Annotated in this window: 18 protein-coding genes; 7 read left to right on the top strand and 11 right to left on the bottom strand. The window is 40.4% G+C overall.

Translation table 11 applies throughout. The annotated features are described in order from the left end of the window. Window positions 1–40: 40 nt before the first annotated feature. Entirely contained in the window at window positions 41–448 is a 408-nt protein-coding gene (locus tag LS67_RS05145) for a hypothetical protein (protein ID WP_034325478.1), read from the top strand. A 57-nt stretch (window positions 449–505) separates the two neighbouring features. On the opposite strand, the gene LS67_RS05150 is transcribed toward LS67_RS05145, so the two are convergent. Then, a complete protein-coding gene (locus tag LS67_RS05150) occupies window positions 506–1,576 on the bottom strand; it encodes an ATP-binding protein (protein ID WP_034325480.1) in 1,071 nt (356 codons plus the stop codon). 73 nt (window positions 1,577–1,649) lie between these two features. Beyond that, complete coding sequence (gene metK, locus LS67_RS05155) at window positions 1,650–2,810, bottom strand: methionine adenosyltransferase (RefSeq protein ID WP_034325482.1); 1,161 nt, start codon at window positions 2,808–2,810, stop codon at window positions 1,650–1,652. Window positions 2,811–2,997: 187 nt separating this feature from the next. On the opposite strand from metK, the gene LS67_RS05160 reads away from it, so the two are divergent. Further along, complete coding sequence (locus LS67_RS05160) at window positions 2,998–5,016, top strand: TonB-dependent receptor domain-containing protein (protein ID WP_081953893.1); 2,019 nt, start codon at window positions 2,998–3,000, stop codon at window positions 5,014–5,016. 64 nt (window positions 5,017–5,080) lie between these two features. On the opposite strand, the gene rny is transcribed toward LS67_RS05160, so the two are convergent. After that, complete coding sequence (gene rny / locus LS67_RS05165; protein WP_034325603.1) at window positions 5,081–6,637, bottom strand: ribonuclease Y; 1,557 nt, start codon at window positions 6,635–6,637, stop codon at window positions 5,081–5,083. Next, complete coding sequence (locus LS67_RS05170; RefSeq protein ID WP_034325484.1) at window positions 6,597–7,199, bottom strand: 5-formyltetrahydrofolate cyclo-ligase; 603 nt, start codon at window positions 7,197–7,199, stop codon at window positions 6,597–6,599. Before LS67_RS05170 ends, rny begins: the two co-directional genes overlap by 41 nt. A gap of 58 nt (window positions 7,200–7,257) precedes the next feature. On the opposite strand from LS67_RS05170, the gene LS67_RS05175 reads away from it, so the two are divergent. The 4 genes from LS67_RS05175 to LS67_RS05190 are packed head-to-tail and all read left to right on the top strand — an operon-like array spanning window position 7,258 to window position 11,140. Beyond that, complete coding sequence (locus LS67_RS05175; RefSeq protein ID WP_231944820.1) at window positions 7,258–7,938, top strand: hypothetical protein; 681 nt, start codon at window positions 7,258–7,260, stop codon at window positions 7,936–7,938. Further along, window positions 7,935–8,810: a signal recognition particle-docking protein FtsY gene (gene ftsY, locus LS67_RS05180; RefSeq protein WP_034325485.1), complete on the top strand. Its 876-nt coding sequence runs from the start codon at window positions 7,935–7,937 to the stop codon at window positions 8,808–8,810. Before LS67_RS05175 ends, ftsY begins: the two co-directional genes overlap by 4 nt. Before the next feature lie 2 nt (window positions 8,811–8,812). After that, entirely contained in the window at window positions 8,813–10,150 is a 1,338-nt protein-coding gene (gene radA / locus LS67_RS05185) for a DNA repair protein RadA (protein ID WP_034325487.1), read from the top strand. Between the two features lie 57 nt (window positions 10,151–10,207). Further along, complete coding sequence (locus tag LS67_RS05190) at window positions 10,208–11,140, top strand: hypothetical protein (RefSeq protein WP_138109621.1); 933 nt, start codon at window positions 10,208–10,210, stop codon at window positions 11,138–11,140. Between the two features lie 68 nt (window positions 11,141–11,208). On the opposite strand, the gene LS67_RS05195 is transcribed toward LS67_RS05190, so the two are convergent. Then, on the bottom strand, window positions 11,209–11,670 hold the full coding sequence (locus tag LS67_RS05195; RefSeq protein WP_034325490.1) for a DUF4156 domain-containing protein: 462 nt from the start codon (window positions 11,668–11,670) through the stop codon (window positions 11,209–11,211). After that, window positions 11,667–11,813, bottom strand: coding sequence for a hypothetical protein (locus LS67_RS09605; RefSeq protein ID WP_156407272.1), 147 nt, complete (start codon window positions 11,811–11,813; stop codon window positions 11,667–11,669). The genes LS67_RS05195 and LS67_RS09605 overlap by 4 nt, the downstream gene beginning before the upstream one ends. Before the next feature lie 104 nt (window positions 11,814–11,917). On the opposite strand from LS67_RS09605, the gene LS67_RS05200 reads away from it, so the two are divergent. Next, window positions 11,918–12,157: a helix-turn-helix domain-containing protein gene (locus LS67_RS05200; RefSeq protein ID WP_081951491.1), complete on the top strand. Its 240-nt coding sequence runs from the start codon at window positions 11,918–11,920 to the stop codon at window positions 12,155–12,157. Between the two features lie 560 nt (window positions 12,158–12,717). On the opposite strand, the gene LS67_RS05205 is transcribed toward LS67_RS05200, so the two are convergent. From LS67_RS05205 to fabG, 5 genes are all read right to left on the bottom strand, one after another. After that, the gene (locus LS67_RS05205; protein WP_034325494.1) at window positions 12,718–13,548 is read right to left on the bottom strand and encodes a cysteine ABC transporter substrate-binding protein; all 831 of its coding nucleotides are present in this window, start codon (window positions 13,546–13,548) and stop codon (window positions 12,718–12,720) included. Between the two features lie 67 nt (window positions 13,549–13,615). Further along, window positions 13,616–14,545 (bottom strand): acetyl-CoA carboxylase carboxyl transferase subunit alpha, encoded by a 930-nt coding sequence (gene accA, locus LS67_RS05210; protein WP_034325496.1) that lies wholly within the window; start codon window positions 14,543–14,545, stop codon window positions 13,616–13,618. 13 nt (window positions 14,546–14,558) lie between these two features. Further along, a complete protein-coding gene (locus tag LS67_RS05215; protein WP_034325497.1) occupies window positions 14,559–15,794 on the bottom strand; it encodes a beta-ketoacyl-ACP synthase II in 1,236 nt (411 codons plus the stop codon). A gap of 90 nt (window positions 15,795–15,884) precedes the next feature. Then, window positions 15,885–16,118: an acyl carrier protein gene (acpP, locus tag LS67_RS05220; protein ID WP_034343474.1), complete on the bottom strand. Its 234-nt coding sequence runs from the start codon at window positions 16,116–16,118 to the stop codon at window positions 15,885–15,887. 72 nt (window positions 16,119–16,190) lie between these two features. Beyond that, window positions 16,191–16,934 (bottom strand): 3-oxoacyl-ACP reductase FabG, encoded by a 744-nt coding sequence (gene fabG / locus LS67_RS05225; RefSeq protein ID WP_034325500.1) that lies wholly within the window; start codon window positions 16,932–16,934, stop codon window positions 16,191–16,193. Window positions 16,935–16,978: the final 44 nt, after the last annotated feature.

Consider the following 16,978-nt stretch of genomic DNA (forward strand, 5'->3'; position numbering starts at 1 on the left):
ATCATCGTTTTGCTTTAATAAAATAATATTAAGGAATGTTATGGTTTTATCACCAGATAGTGTATTTATGCTTGTAAGTATATTTTGTGTAGCGATTTTTGTGCTAGTAACTATGCTGTGGCTCTTTGGTCCAGCACCAAAAAAACTAGAATCTGAAAACGAAGAAAAAGGTATTGTAACTATCGAAGAAATTATGAAGGTTTTAGATAATCCACGAAGCACTCTTACTAAGCTCACAGAAGCCGCGGATAATTTTTTTGAAAACTATGACAAGCTCGAGCTAAGCGACTACCGCAAGAGAAGTTTTCTTTTTGCGATAACGGTTCATCATAATACTTCTACTGAACTCATCGTAAAGACAGAGGAGAAGCTACGAGAGCTCAATCCGACCCTAGCGCGAGATTTGAATAAAACGCTCAATCGCGCCCTTGACGCAAGGAGTTTATAATTTTTTGCCTTTGTTGATAGTTATAAGTCTTACCCTGCGGGATTTTAGAGTGAGATTCTAAATCAAATCTATACTAAATTCTAAGGCAAAGTTAATAAAACTCATCGCTACCCATTGTAAGGGTTGTGGAGCGTGTATCTCTCCATTTCCCTCGAAATCAAAAGTAATGATGAAAATACTTGTATAGGGTGCATTGAGCTTTGTAAGCTTAGATTCTATACTTTCACTTGTGGCAAAGGGGAGAAAGAGAAACACGCCAAGTGCACAAACAAATTCCCCCATATCCCCATAGCTCACCTCTGTGCTAACATTGAATCTCTCGCAAAAGTGATAAAGTTCTAAGAGGAGCATATTTTCTAGCATAGCTTGTAGGTTTTTTTCAATCCTCACGCAAAGCGGGAGCGTGAAATCATAAAAATACAGCTTCTTATGCGCGTTTGTGATGTGGGGCACGAAGTGGATGATGCCTCGCTCTTGCAGTGAGCGCAGGAGTGGGTAGATTCTATCCTTTGAGATTTTATGTGATTTTTTTAGTAATGTGTAAATGTGGTGCGTGCTGAATTTTTGTGCTTGGAGTGGGAGCAGGGCGCAAAATAGGTTAAAGTCATTCCAAAGGGCAAGTTTGAGCATATCCTGTTTATACAAGACCTTTTGATATGTAGGGAGCAGGGCGACTTTAGCGAGGTTGCCCTCTTTCAAAAAAGCGTTAAAGAGGTGATGAAGCGAGAGATTTTTATTATCAAAACTCACATATTCTTCAAAGCTTAGGGCGCGAATATGTTTTGGCTTGAAGTCCTCTGGACAGAGCGTGAGAGAATCTGCGATAAGGATAATGTGATTGAGATTTGGTAAAGAAATATGAGGTGTGTAATTATCGATGATGAGAAGCTCGAGTTTGCGCTCAAGGTAGGATTTGAGAATAAAGGCATTTGCAGATTCTATATCGGTGCGACAATCCTCGCAATTAATATAGAGCGTATTTTTATGCCCCTTGCTATATAAAAGTGCTAATGCACTTTTGCCCACACCCGGTGCGCCATAGAGAAAGGTTTTGCCTACTTTTATACCATATCGGCGAGGTAGCGCACTCTGTGCGCCCTCAAGGTAGGATTTAGAAAGATCCTGCATTATACTTTATACCCTGTTGTACGAGATTCCCCAAAGTGAGTAAGCTTTTAGAATTTCGCCTGTTTTGTAGAAACTATTTAATACCGCAAAAATCCTTAATTGCCTCAACTTTATCTGTTCTCTCCCAAGTGAAGTCTGGCAACTCCCGCCCAAAATGTCCATAGGCTGCGGTTTGACGATAGATAGGGCGGAGTAAGTCTAAAGATTCTATAATACCCTTTGGTGTGAGGCGGAATACCTTTTTCACGCATTCAGTGAGTTTAGAATCTTCAACTTTTCCTGTGCCTTGCGTATCAACTAAAATTGATACAGGCTCTACCACGCCGATAGCATAGGCTACTTGCACGACTGCTTTATCACATACGCCACTAGCGACAAGATTCTTAGCGACATAGCGCGCTGCATACGCTGCGCTTCTATCTACCTTACTTGGGTCTTTTCCGCTAAAAGCACCGCCGCCGTGCGGGCAGCTTCCGCCATAGGTATCTACGATAATTTTACGCCCTGTAAGTCCCGCATCGCCTTGCGGTCCGCCGATAACAAACTTTCCGGTGGGATTCACAAAATAGCGGATATTATCGTTTAAAAATTCCTTTGGTAGCACTTTTTGCACGATTTCTTCAATCACAGAATCTTTAAGATGATTTTGTTGTGTTTCCGGGCTGTGCTGCGTTGAGATAACAATCGTATCAATACTTGCAGGTTTGCCATTTTCATAGCGCACGGTTACTTGGCTTTTGCCATCAGGGCGTAAGAAAGGCAAAGTGCCATCTTTACGCTTTGCCGCTAAACCTTCTGTGAGACGATGAGAGAGCCAAATAGGCAGTGGCATAAGTGAGGGCGTTTCTCTACACGCATAGCCAAACATTAGCCCTTGGTCGCCCGCACCAATCTCGCCATCTTCTCTATCCACGCCTTGATTAATATCTGGGCTTTGCTCACCAATGCCATTAAGCACCGCAGCAGAGCGATAATCAAAGCCATAGAGCGCATCAGTATAGCCAATCTCCTGCACTACTTTTCGCGCAATGTCCTGCATAGGGGCGTAAATGTGAGTTTTGAGCTCACCTGCAATTACGCAAAAGCCATTGCTCACGAGTGTTTCACACGCTACACGCGCCTTTTTATCACGCTCAATGATGTAGTCAAGCACCGCATCACTGATTTGGTCAGCCATTTTGTCTGGATGTCCTTCGGTTACAGATTCCGAAGTAAAAAGAAATGATTTTGACATAAACTCACCTTGTAATTTGAATTTTGTGCGGGATTCTATCACAAAAAATTAATATTACAATATGTATTTTGCATTTTTGTTTATTTTTTACACAATTCATTAATTCAAAAAAAAGAAAATAATTCTAAGATAATTCTTAAGATATATTGTATTATAAGATAACATTGATTTTTAGAGGAGGGCTTTTATGGATTTGTTAAGATGTAAGTGGTTGTATGTTTGTGGGATATTTCTAGCACAAAGCACTTTGTATGCAGAGGAAGAAAATAAGGAGCTAAAAAGACGCATTCTTCCCACATCAGTTGTAACAGCCACATATTCTAAGGACATCTTAGATTCTCCTTTAAATGTAGATATGTATGGTAACGATACACCATTGCATTCAGGTGATGTGGCTAAATCTATGCTCTTGTTTCCGGGATTTTCAATGACGCGCAAAGGTGGTGGCGGAAGTGAAATACTTTACCGCTCACAAGGTGCTTCAAGGTTGCCGATTTTTATAAGTGGTGGGAATCTTAATGGTGCTTGTGGCGGGCGTATGGATACAACAATCACTTATATTTTTCCCGAAAATTATAATCGCATCAGTATATTAAAAGGTCCTCAAGATGTGCGATATGGCGCACTTATAAGCGGTGGTTTGTTGTTTGAACGCGACATACTCAGGCTTGAGAAGGGAAGTTTTAATGTTGATGCAAGTGCAATGTATGGGAGCTTTAATCGCTTTGATATGAATATAAATGCTTTAGCTGGGGGAAAGTATGGTTCTTTACAGGCGATAGTTTCACATTATGAATCTGCAGATTATCGCGCTGGAGATAATACAATCGTGCATTCGGCTTATAATAGAGAATCTGCAAGTGTTATAGGCACACTTACGCCTACTTCAAGCACAGCGATTGAGTTTGATATTGATGTGGGGCGAGGCTGGGCTTCTTACGCAGATAGGGCAATGGACGCGCGGACATTTGATAGAATCTCCTATAATCTTGCCTTAGAGCAGCATATTAATGATACTTTTGATAGGCTTGATGTGCGACTTTGGCATAATGCTATAGACCATATTATGGATAATTTTTCACATCGCCCCCCACAAGTGCTAAATGGGAATCTTTACAATATCAGCAATCCCAAACGCACCAATACAGGCGGTAGGGTAGAGGGGAGATTCTATTTTGGTGAGAGTGTGGAGCTGTATGTAGGGAGTAATTATAACCACGATTCGCACGAGATTCGCAATGGTGGAGGGCAAACGGAATCTGTAGCAAATGCTATACTCAATCAAAAATATAATCCAAACTTTACTTTCAAAAATCTAGGGTTTTTCACACAAGGGCAATATCATTCACAATCAAACTTTGGCATAGCCTTTGGTGCAAGATATGATTATTTAACAACAGAGCGAAAACAACGAGGAACAACACAACAAGCAGCAGAGGATAAAAATAATCTCGCAAGTGCTTTTGTGCGATATGAGCATTATTTGGATAAATCCACATTCTATGCAGGATTAGGTGTAGCGCAGAGAGGAGCAGACTTTTGGGAAGTAAGTAAGACAGGAGGAATGGCTCTCAAACCTGAAACAAATGCTCAACTTGATATAGGGCTTACCTATCAAGATAATGTGCTTAAGGGTAAGATTTCAGCCTATGCTTCGCATATTGCAAATTATATCGTGCTAGATTACAATCCAAGCAATCCAAGTGCTTTTAATACAAATGCTATGCTTATGGGTGGAGAGATAGAGGCAGAAGCTATTACTTGGGAGGTTTTGCATTTTTATGCCTCTCTTGCTTATACTTATGGTTTAAATCTAAGCAGCCAACAAGGCTTACAATCTCATTCACCACTTCCACAAGTCGCTCCACTTCAGGCTCAAGTATCTAGCTTTTATGAAAGCGGTAATTGGCTTTTGCGCCTTGATATGATAGCAAATGCGGCACAACATCGCTATGCCCTGAATTATGGTAATGTGATAGGGCGCGATTATGGCAATTCTAAGGGTTTTGCACTTTTGAATCTGTATGGTGGCTATAAGAGTAAATATTTTATGCTTCTTGCAGGAGTGGATAATCTCACAAATACGCTCTATGCGTATCATTTGTCTAAAAATGGCGTAAATATTGGCGCATTAAATATCGCTCCCACACAGAGAGTGTATGAGCCCGGACGCAGCTTTTGGGTGAAAGTCCGCGTGAAGTTTTAGAATCTAAGACTTACAAATTATAGAATCTAATGCCTACTTTTTAGATTCTATAATACACGCGAGTTTATCTCGCATATTCCACCGCGCGGGTTTCGCGTATCACACTTACCTTGATTTCACCCGGATATTGCAGGGTGGATTCTATATCTTTAGCTATATCTCGTGCGAGAACGATACTTTGCTCATCATTGACAAGTTCTGCGCGTGTAATCACTCGCACTTCGCGCCCTGCGTTAATGGCATAGGCTTGTTTCACACCTACTTTATCCATAGCTATGCGTTCAATATCTTGCATTCTTTTTAAGAAATTTTCCACCGCATCTCTTCGTGCGCCCGGACGAGCGGCAGATAGCGCATCAGCAGCACATACCGCGGCGCATTCTATACTTTGAATCTCCTCATAGCCGTGATGGGCTTTGATAGCGTTGATAACAACAGGGTGTTCCTTGTATCGTGTGCATACTTCAGCACCTAGCTCCACGTGATTGCCACTTAGTTCTTGTGTGAGTGCTTTGCCAATATCGTGCAAGATTCCCGCGCGTCTAGCAAGTTTTTCATCACCACCTAGCTCACCGGCGATAATAGCGGCGAGTTTCGCCACTTCGATAGAATGCCCGAGCGCATTTTGTCCAAACGATGCACGATAGCGCATTTTGCCAAGCAAGAATTTTAGCTCTGGGTGCATATAGCCAAGCTCCATATCAATCGCAATATCCTCGCCGTCTTGCTGAATCTGCTCGTTCATTTCGTTTTTCACACGCTCATACATTTCCTCGATTCGTGCGGGTTGAATCCGCCCATCCTCCACGAGTCGTTCTATGGTCTTTGTCGCAATGGCACGGCGATAGAGATTAAAACTACTCAAAATAATGCTACCGGGCGTATCATCAATAATCACATCTACGCCGCTAATAAGCTCTAGGGCTTTGATGTTTCGCCCCTCTTTACCGATAATCCGCCCTTTTAGCTCATCGCTAGGTAGATTCACTACATTGATGAGTCGTTCATTTGCAAATTCCCCTGCATAGCGCGTGGTCGCTTGAGCTAGGATATAGTTTGCCTTTCTCTTTGCCTCTTGGTGCGCCTCTCTCTCGTATTGGCGGATAAGGTGCGCTCTTTGTTCGCATAACTCCTCCTCGAGATGAGCGAGTAAAATATCTTTTGCTTCATTTTTACTCATTTGCGTATATTTTGAGAGAATTTGTAGCATCTCCTTTTTGCTCTGCATCGTTTCGTTTTTAAGCTTATCAAGTTCCGCCTGTGAGCGCAATACCTTTGTCTTTAGCTCACTGACTTCCTTGCTCTGTTTATCTAGCTCTGCTTTTTGCGCATTGAGCTGATTGATTTTTGATTGCTCGAGTTTGTCAAGTTTAGCTAACTTACAATCATACTCTCGTGCTAATTCTGCACATTCTTGCTTGTAGCTTTGCTTGAGATGAAGTTCCTCTTCTTTCATCGCTAGATGATGATTTTGGAGCATTTTTTGCGTCTCGTATTCAATCGCCTTTGCTTTTGCCTTAGCTTGTTCTACCACGACTTGAGCGTGAGAGTTGCATACCTTTCTTGTAATGATATATACACTAATCCCTACCAATAATCCAAAGATTATACTTCCTATCACATACCATATTTCCATTGTGTTTCCTTATACACAAAGCCGATGGTGTATAAAAATAGTCTCCCTGCACATCATAATCTTGTGTTATGACATCTAGTACATAGTTTGCGCTTCGTGCTACAAAAATGATTTGAATCTTATCTTTGAGAGCAGATATAAATCTATCATACATACCCCTCCCAAAACCTATTCGCCTAAAAAGTTTATCAATACCCAAAACAGGGATAATCACAACATCAACTTTGATTAAATTGAAATGAGAATTATTTGATTCATAAATACCAAAAGCATTTTTATGCAATGGTAGGCGCAATGGTATCATTTTAAAGCTAAATTCTTGTATAAAAGGAATAAAAACACGATATTTTCTCTGTCGCAAAGTAGCAATAAGAGGCATAATATCTACTTCATTGCCAAAAGGCATATATACAAGCACATTTTTGCACTTATGCCGTGCTAAATGTGCAAATAGTGCTTTGCTTAGCTTTTTGTGTGCAAACGGATTGTGGCTTTTGCAGTATTTTAATCGTGTTTTTGCGTGGATTCTAAAATCTTGTTTGGTAATTGTTAATCCTTTTTTTAGATATAATGATACCTAAACATAGCATAAATGGAGTGATTTAATGAAAGCTATTTGTGGCACTTTTGTGGGTTTTGCGAAGTTTTTTGTCATTTTTGTGCTTCTAGGCACGATATTTCAAGCGTGTAGCGATGATGGGGAGCGCGAGAAAGATGTCTTTGGCTTTGAGGGCGGCAGTAAGGACAAGATTTTAACCATTGAAGTGGTAAATACACAAAATGAATCCTTGCGTTTTAAGACAAATGAAGATCAAAGCATTTTTAAAAGCTCTGTTGCGCGTCCAACACTCCTTTTTTTTCTCTCCAAAACTTGTCAAGAGTGTCAAGATGAGCTTTTGCATATTCTTGATTTACATAATAGATACCAAGAATTTATCTCCATAATTGCCATTAGCCCAAAAGATGAATTGGTGTATTTGCAAGAGGAAATTGACAGAGTAAATCCTCGATTCAAGCTTTATGCACCCATAGACAATAAGAATCTGCTCCATTTCCTAGACAAAGATGAAAAGCATAGCTATATTTCACTCTATGACAAGCAAGGCGAAAAGGTGATTGACTATGTTGGGCTTGTGCCAGAAGAAATGGTAGAGATTGATATAAGGTATCAGATTCAAGACCAGCTTGATGCGAAGGCTCAATATGAGTTGCAAACTCTCACGCCAGAGTCGCAAGAAGTCGATGAACAAGATTTAAGTCAGGTAGATTCACAAAACGCACAATGATAGCTTCTCTTACTAAAACTTTACAAAAAACCACGCACAATATTGCGGCTCTGCTTGGCTCAAAAAATAATAAATACACCAAAGAGCAGATTGAGGAGATTCTCATAGAATGCGATGTGGAGTATGGTATTGTAGAATCTGTGCTTGATAATATCCCCTCATATGTTTCGCGTGAGGCACTAGAAAAGGAACTTTTGGCTCTGCTTGAGCTAAATTCCGAATCCGCACAAGATTTAGAGAAAACAAAACCGCTTGTAACGCTTATTGTGGGCGTGAATGGCGCGGGTAAGACAACTACCATTGCTAAACTTGCCAAACGTGCACAAGAGCAGGGCAAAAAGGTGATGTTAGCCGCAGGAGATACATTTCGAGCTGCCGCAATCGACCAGATTAAGCTATGGGGTGAGCGACTAAATATCCCTGTGATTAGCACACAGCATATGCACGACCCGGGTGCGGTGGCTTTTGATAGTATTAGTGCTGCAAAGGCGCGCGGGATTGATGAACTATATATTGATACCGCAGGGAGATTACATAATCATACTAACCTCAATAACGAGCTTGCAAAAATCGTGCGCGTAAGTAAAAAGGCATTGGGCGATATGCCTTTGCGTAGTTACCTCGTGCTTGATGGCACACAGGGGAGTTCGGCAATTAATCAAGCGCGTGTATTTTCGCAGATTTTGCCATTTAGCGGCATTATCATCACTAAGCTTGATGGTACAAGTAAGGGTGGGGCGATTTTTAGTATAGTGAGTGAGCTGAAGATTCCTGTGTGTTATATTGGTGTGGGCGAAAAGGCAGAGGATTTGAGCGAATTTAATGCGAAAGAATATGTCAAAGTCATACTTGATAGCATTTTTGAGGGATAGAATTGGCAAAAAAGCACACGATTTTTGAATGTCAATTTTGTGGGTGGCAGAGTGCAAAATGGCTTGGTAAATGCAGTAGTTGTGGGAGTTGGGACGCATTAGTCGAGCTTAAAGAAGAGCAAATTAGTGCTAAAAAACAGCCGCTTAACTCTAATATCAAAGCCACTCCTATTACGCAAGTGCATTTAGAGGAAATTACGCATTTTAGCTCCTGTGAAGAGGAGTTTGACATTGTGCTAGGTGGAGGCATTGTGCCGGGTGGTTTATATCTTATCGGTGGTAGTCCGGGCGTGGGGAAATCCACACTGCTGCTAAAAATCGCGGGGAATCTCGCTACAAAGGCGCATAAACGCGTTTTATATGTGAGCGGTGAGGAGAGCGCAGGGCAGATTAAAATGCGTGCTTCTAGGCTTAATGCGATGAGCGAAGAGCTATTTTTGCTGAATGAAATTGATTTAAATATCATCACCAATGCCATAAATGAGCAGCCTTATAGCCTGTGCGTGATAGATTCTATACAGACAATTTATTCTCCGGAGATTACTTCCGCACCCGGTTCTATTTCGCAAGTGAGAGAAGTAACTTTTGCACTTATGCGTCTTGCCAAAGAGCGCAATATTAGCATTTTTATCATCGGGCATATCACAAAAGAGGGCGCGATTGCAGGACCTCGAATCCTAGAGCATATGGTGGATTGTGTGCTGTATTTTGAAGGCGACCCAAGTAAAGAGCTAAGAATGTTAAGGGGATTCAAAAATCGCTTTGGTAGCACAAGCGAAATAGGGATTTTTGAGATGAAAGAAAATGGCTTGGTGAGCGCTAAAAATGCTTCACAACTTTTTTTCACACAAAAGAGTGCGCAGGCAGGGAGCGCCATAGCAGTGGTTTTGGAGGGCTCTCGCGCATTAGTCATAGAAATTCAAGCCTTAGTGAGTGAATCAGGCTATCCTAGACGCTCTTGCACCGGCTTTGATAGTAATCGCTTAAATATGCTTCTCGCCCTGCTGGAGCGCAAACTCGAGATTCCATTGGGGCGATATGATGTGTTTGTCAATGTCGTGGGCGGGATTAGAATCAACGAGACAAGCGCAGATTTGGCAGTTATTGCAAGTATTATTTCAAGCTTCCGCAATCGTCCGCTTAATGCTAAAACTGCCTTTGTGGGCGAGGTTTCACTCGTGGGTGATATACGCGAGGTGAGTAATATCGATGTGCGTTTAAAGGAGCTTTCTAGCTATGGATTCCAAAAAGTAATCCTCGCTCAAAAACCGAGTAATCCACCCGCTGGACTGAAATGTTTTGAAGCAAATGAGGTGAGTAAAATTTTAGAATGGATGTAGGTTTTTGCTGATAATGCCGATTTATGAATATCCTTAAAATTTATACAAAGGATTCTAATGTCTCATATATCTACTTTGTTTTTCTCTCATACAAAGTCTTTTCTTTGTTGTCTATCGTCCATATATTTTGTAGGACGCAGTGCAATATACATTATGCTTTTAAGCTTTATCGTGCTTTTTATCGCTTCTTGTGCTGGGGCTTCACAATATTCACAGGGAGAATCTGCTACAAAGGAGGTTTTAGCAGAAAATGCCACAGACAATATTACGGAAGCAGACAAAAGCAATATTAAAGAGGATTTTATGTCTATTGCTCCCTATGCTAAGGAGGGCTATTATTATCAGGTTGCTGCATATAGAGGCGAAATGTCGCAGGATATTCTCGCACAGATTGAAAAGTATCCTTATATAGTCTATGTGAGTGAGCAAGACTCTAAACCAATGTATCACTATCTTATCGGTGCGTATGATACAATAGAATCTATGAGTGTAGATAAAAAAGCGATTTATACACTTACAAAAAACACGCATATCCAAAAAAATATGAAGCCTGTTGTATGTTATGTGAATAAAAATAATGAACTTGCAGGAGTGCGTCCAAATGGCACTTTAAGCTCGAGTGTGATAATGGCTACTGAAGTGAGATTTGGTAAGATTGCAAGTGCGATGCAAGAAAGTGAGATTTATAAAGATGATGAGGCGGGTGCATTAGCAAATGCAATAAATACAGATGAAATGCAAGAAGATAAGATTTTAGTCAATGCAGAAACAACAGATGAGGCTTACTTAGCTGCTCAAGCGCAGGATTCGCAGAACCTACAAGAACTACAAGAAAATGTTGCTCTTGTCCTCACGCAAGATACAAATTTTAATGATGAGAGATGTGCGAGTGTGTGTGCGGCGCAAAATAGCGAATATTATATGATAAGGGAAAAGAGAAGAAATCAAGGCAGAAGGGATAATTTTGTCTTATTGCCACCGAGTAAGTAGCTTGTTTGTAGAGAATGATTTAAAAACACCCTCTCAAGCATATGAGAGGATATGAGTGTTTTTATTACCTACTTTTCGCCGCAGTCAAATATATCAGCGTGGATTCTATGTGAAGCGAGTGAGCCTTGAATCGCATTAGAAGGTAAGCCATCATTACATTTAACTACTTTTCTAATTAGTTGTCTGTTTTCTTGCACTAAAGCATTGCATAGCACTTCTTCTTTATCAATTTTTAACATAATGCGTTTGTTTTCACCAACCACATTTCCTGCTTCATTTTTTAAATCGTTGATTGCCCCTTCACGCAAAGTTTCTCTTGTTGCTCCTTGTGTGCCTTGAGTGTCGTCTTTTCCCTCAACTTCACCTAGAGCTTTGCAATTATAAGGTGTAGATTTTGCAACCGTGATACCTTTGCCTTGTGCTTCCAATGCCTTGGGTTTAAACATCGGTAATTGTGGTTCAGGGTCAGCACAACCAAAAATGAGGAATGAAACTCCTATGCCTATTCCTAGCGATACAAGCTTTTTCATTTCTTTGCTCTTTGATTAGGATTAAGCTGTTTGCCACGATTCCCTTGATTCTGTGCGTGTTGTTGGTTTTGTCCGCTTGTGCCTTTATTTGCATTTTGCATATTTGCCGCATTATCTGCTGGTTTCATCTTTTTGTCAGCCACTTCTGCTCCTTTTTAATAAAATACTCTATTATAGTAGAGTGAAATAAGATTATAAACAAACTAAACTTAAGAAAATCTATAATGATAGAGTTTAAAGGGAGTTTGTGATACATCATTTTAGTAAAGAAGAAATTGAAAATTTCCATAGGCAAATTGCCAAGAATGTCGCACAAATACGCAAAGAAAAAGGTTTATCGCAGTTAGAGTTAAGCCTAGAGATAGGCTATAAGTCAGTTTCGCTTGTAGCTGGAGCAGAGGCTGGATATAAAAACATTCATTTTAACTTAGAGCATTTATATAAAATCGCTAAAGTCTTAGAGATTGATATAAAAGAATTATTATAAAATCCACTCACAAATCGCGGATAGCAGGATTTTGCAGATTTGCAGACAATAGCAAGAATATCAAAGAATTCTTGGTGCTTAATGAAGAAAATATTGCTATTGAAGTTATTTCTAATACACAATTTGAATCTTAAACCTGTTTCTAAAGATACGAAGAGATTTGCGAGAGTGAGCATATGTATATAAGAGAAAAGCAGGAAAACAAGGCAAGATAATTTTATCTCTTTGCGTGAGCTAGATTCTATTTTTGGGTGTGAAAGGAGATTTTTAAAATCAAGTGGTGTAAAAACACAATCAAAAACATATTGGCAATTTTGGAATCCTTTAGTTTTTTTATAAGAGGGGCGGAGGATAAAAATATGCAAGTGTGGGTTAGATTCTTACAAAATGAGCGCAAAAATATTCTCCTTTATGTCACGTAGAATATATTGCTTTACCCCTAACACTAGAGTTGCTGATGTTGCGTTGATTTTATGAGATTTCAATGCCACTTTTATTTGAGGCTCATAGAATGGGCGAATCTTTAAAATCTTGGCAGATTCTAAAGATTATTTACGGATCTACTCGTATGATAAAATAACAGAATCCATTTTTTCTTCGCCAAAAATGGGTGCAAGAGTCGCCATATACGCTTCTTTCATAAAGCCATTTTTTGTGAGGGTATCGATTTCATTATCAAGCCACGTCTTGAGTGCTTCATTTCCTTTTTTTACAGCAGGAGCAATGACATCTTCATCGCCTAGTGTAGCAATCCCTACGGCAAAGCCATCATTTTCCATAGCCCACGCGAGCACTAATGTGTTGTCGTGCGCTAACGCATCGCCTCTGCCGTCCTTTAAAGCAAGAAATGCTTCAGTATTTTGCTCATATTTTAGCAATTCAATCTCTGGATAATTTTTGCTAAAAAATGTATCAGCAGTCGTGCCCTTATTGACTATAAGTTTTTTACCCTTTAGTTCATCAACATTTGTGATATTGCCATTTGGAGATACCACGCCTAGAGCCACTTTCATATATGGCTTTGCAAAATCTACCACTGCTTCGCGTTCGGGTGTTTGTGTAAAGTTTGCCATAATGATATCAACCTTATTCGAGCGCAAAAACTCCACGCGTGAAGCTGCCTCTGTGAATACAAACTCTATTTTGTTTTCATCGCCTAATAAGTCCTGTGCTATACGTTTTGAGATAAATACATCAAAGCCGTCATTTTTGCCATTTTCATTCACAAAGCCAAAAGGGGGTTTGTCGCTAAAAACACCAATACGCACAATGCCTTTTTGCTTGATTTGTTCGAGTATATCTTGTGTGTTTGATTCTGTGCCATTATTGCTACACGCGCTAAAGAATACTATAAAAGCTAAGCCTACAAATGTCAAAAGCCATTTTTTCATTTTCGTTCTCCTTAAAAATAGTTGAACAAGCATACAAACACATAGTTATTGTTTGAGTTATGCTTGGTTATTGCCCAAAAGCTCCATATGCTATAATCTTTTGGTAACGTTTGCTGAGGTAATTATCATCTTGTGAAATTTCTTCAAGTGCTTTGAGAAAGTAAGATTCAATCATTTTTGCAGCACTTTCTTTATCTCTGTGTGCGCCAATAGATGGCTCATCAATCACATCATCGATAAGCCCATATTTTTTGAGCTCTACAGGGGTAATTTTGAGGGCTTTCGTGGCAGATTCTATTTTTGCTGGATCATTCCACAATATAGCGGCACAGCCCTCTGGTGAGATAACGCTAAATACAGAATACTGCATCATAGCAAGTCTATCAGCTACTGCGATAGCCAAAGCCCCTCCACTACCACCTTCGCCTATAACAACGGCAATCGTTGGAGTTTTAAGCTTAGCAAATTCTTGCAGATTCCTAGCAATTGCCTCACTTTGTCCGCGCTCTTCCGCACCCAACCCGGGATACGCACCCTGTGTATCGACAAGCATAAGGATAGGAATATGGAATTTTTCAGCTAGTTTCGCCGCTCGTAAAGCTTTGCGATAACCCTCTGGGCTTGGCATACCGAAATTTCTCACGAGTTTATTCTTTGTGCCTCGTCCCTTTTCCTCGCCAATGACTACCGCAGTCTGTCCACCTATTTTCCCTAAAAAGCATACAATCGCCTTATCATCTTTAAAATGCCTATCACCACTTATTTCATAAGAATCTTTACAAATAAGCTCAATATAATCCATAGCATAGGGACGGTCAGGGTGGCGTGCGAGCTGTAATTTTTGATAATCACTTATGTTGCTATACACATTGCGAACTTCTTTTTCAAGCTCTTTTTCAAGAATCAGCTTTGCATCGTCATCGCCACGCATAAGCGCAGATTCTATATCATCTTGCAGGTTTTTAATCTTTTGCTCAAAGTCTAGATAAGTAGCCATTCCCACACCTAATTTAGGCTTTGCCAAATATTACCACGCCATTCGTGCCACCGAAGCCAAACGAATTGCTCATAACCACATTGACTTTAGCCTCACGCGCGGTATTAGGGATGTAATCAAGGTCACATTCAGGATCCGGATATTCCTGATTGATGGTTGGTGGAAGTATGCTGTTTTGCATTGCCATAATGGAGATAATTGCCTCAATAGCACCAGCAGCACCCAAACAATGTCCAATCTGCCCTTTTGTAGAACTTACAGGTGGGACTTTATCTTTTCCACCAAAGGCAGCTTTAAGTGCCATTGTTTCATAAAGGTCATTGTATGCAGTGCTTGTGCCGTGCGCATTGACATAATCCACCTGAGTATTTGCCATTGAGAGAGCGGCTTTCATCGCACGTAACGCACCTTCTCCCTGTGGGGCTGGAGTGGTGATGTGATTTGCATCGCCACTCTCGCCAAAGCCTATGAGTTTAGCATAAATTTTTGCACCGCGCTTTTTGGCACTCTCATAGTCTTCAAGCACCAATGCTCCGGCTCCCTCGCCCATTACAAAGCCATTGCGCTCTTTATCAAAAGGACGAGAGGCTTTGAGTGGTTCATCATTCCTATCACTTAGTGCTTTCATTGCCGCAAAGCCACCAATTCCCACAGGACAGATAGCAGATTCAGCACCAACGACTAGCATAGCATCTGCGCCACCAAGCATAATAGTCTTTGCTGCCTCGCTAATAGCGTGAGTTCCTGCTGCACACGCAGTAACACTCGCAAGATTTGGACCTTTTAGCGCGTATTGTATGGAGATAAAGCCACCTAGCATATTCACAAGCGCAGAGGGGATAAAGAATGGATTAATGCGTCTAGGACCTTTTTGTTCGCAAGTAATTGAGTTTCTCTCGATGTTGCCAAGCCCACCAATACCCGCGGCAGAACTTATGCCAAATCTATCGCCAAGCATAGAATCTGCCATACCATTTTGAAGCAAACCACTTTCATTCATTGCCTCTTGCGCCGCTTTTAGCCCAAGCTGTATAAATCTATCAGCCTTTTTGACTTCGCGTGGGTCGAGGACTTCTTCAGGGTTAAAATTTGTAATCTCACCAGCAATTTTGACGGGAAAATTCTCTACATCAAAGCAAGAAATACGTTTAATGCCGCATTTGCCTTCAATGATTGCCTTAAATGATTCTTCTTTGTTTAGTCCTAGTGCATTCACCATTCCTAAACCGGTTACTACGACTTGACGCATATACCATTCCTTTGTGTTTATGAGGTTGCGCTGAAGAATCTACCATACAAGCATATATGAGGTTCTTTGATAAATGGTAGATTCTAATTGTTATTTTGCTTTATCAATATAATCAACAACATCTTTAACGGTTTTGATTTTCTCCGCATCTTCATCAGGAATTTCGATTGAGAATTTTTCCTCCAATGCCATAACAAGCTCTACAACATCAAGTGAATCTGCATTCAAATCCTCAATAAAGCGAGATTCTAACTTCACTTCATTTGCATCAACGCTTAATTGCTCTACAACTACTGACTTTACACTTTCAAATGTGCTACTCATTGTGTTCTCCTTAGATTTAAACTTTAAAAGCCGAAATTATATCAAAAATTTGTTAAATGGCAAGTTGCTCTACTACATATATAGCCCACCATTAACTTTTAGCACTTCGCCAGTAATGTAGCTTGATTGATTTGAGAGCAAAAATGCCACAGCTTCAGCCACATCACTTGCTTCCCCAAAACGCGCTAATGGGATATTTTTCATATAGCTCTCCACAATTTCAGGTTTTAGCTCATCTGTCATATCACTTTTTATGAATCCGGGCGTGATGCAGTTAAAGCGGATATTGCGCGGTGCGCCTTCATACGCAAAAGATTTACTCATCGCAATCATTCCACCCTTACTTGCTGCATAGTTTGACTGCCCCATATTGCCGCGCTCACCAATTACTGAAGCAATATTGACTACACTACCAAATCTTTGCTTACCCATTATTTTGAGTGCTTCTCTACAACCAATGAAACAAGACTTGAGGTTTGCATCAATTACACTTTCAAAGTCTCCTATACTCATACGCAAAGCAAGTTTATCATTTGTGATACCTGCATTATTGACGAGATAGTCTAGCTTGCCATCACTTTCAATGATGACCTTTAGCGCACTTACAAACTCTTCCTCCACACTTGCGTCAAATTTAATCACAGCCGCCTTGCCACCGCTAGATTCTATTTCCTTTTGCAGATTATCTGCAAGCTCTGGCTTTGAGCGATAGTTTATCCACACCTTTAATCCATACCCTGCTAATGTCTTAGCGATTTGCGCCCCAATGCCCTTACTTGCTCCTGTAATTAGCACATTGCTTCCTTGAAATTTCATCTGCTCTCCTTAAATTTTTTGTGAATCTTAGCCTATTTTGGTAA

The sequence above is a fragment of the Helicobacter sp. MIT 03-1616 genome, from assembly GCF_000765685.2.
Classification (GTDB): Bacteria; Campylobacterota; Campylobacteria; order Campylobacterales; family Helicobacteraceae; genus Helicobacter_C; species Helicobacter_C typhlonius.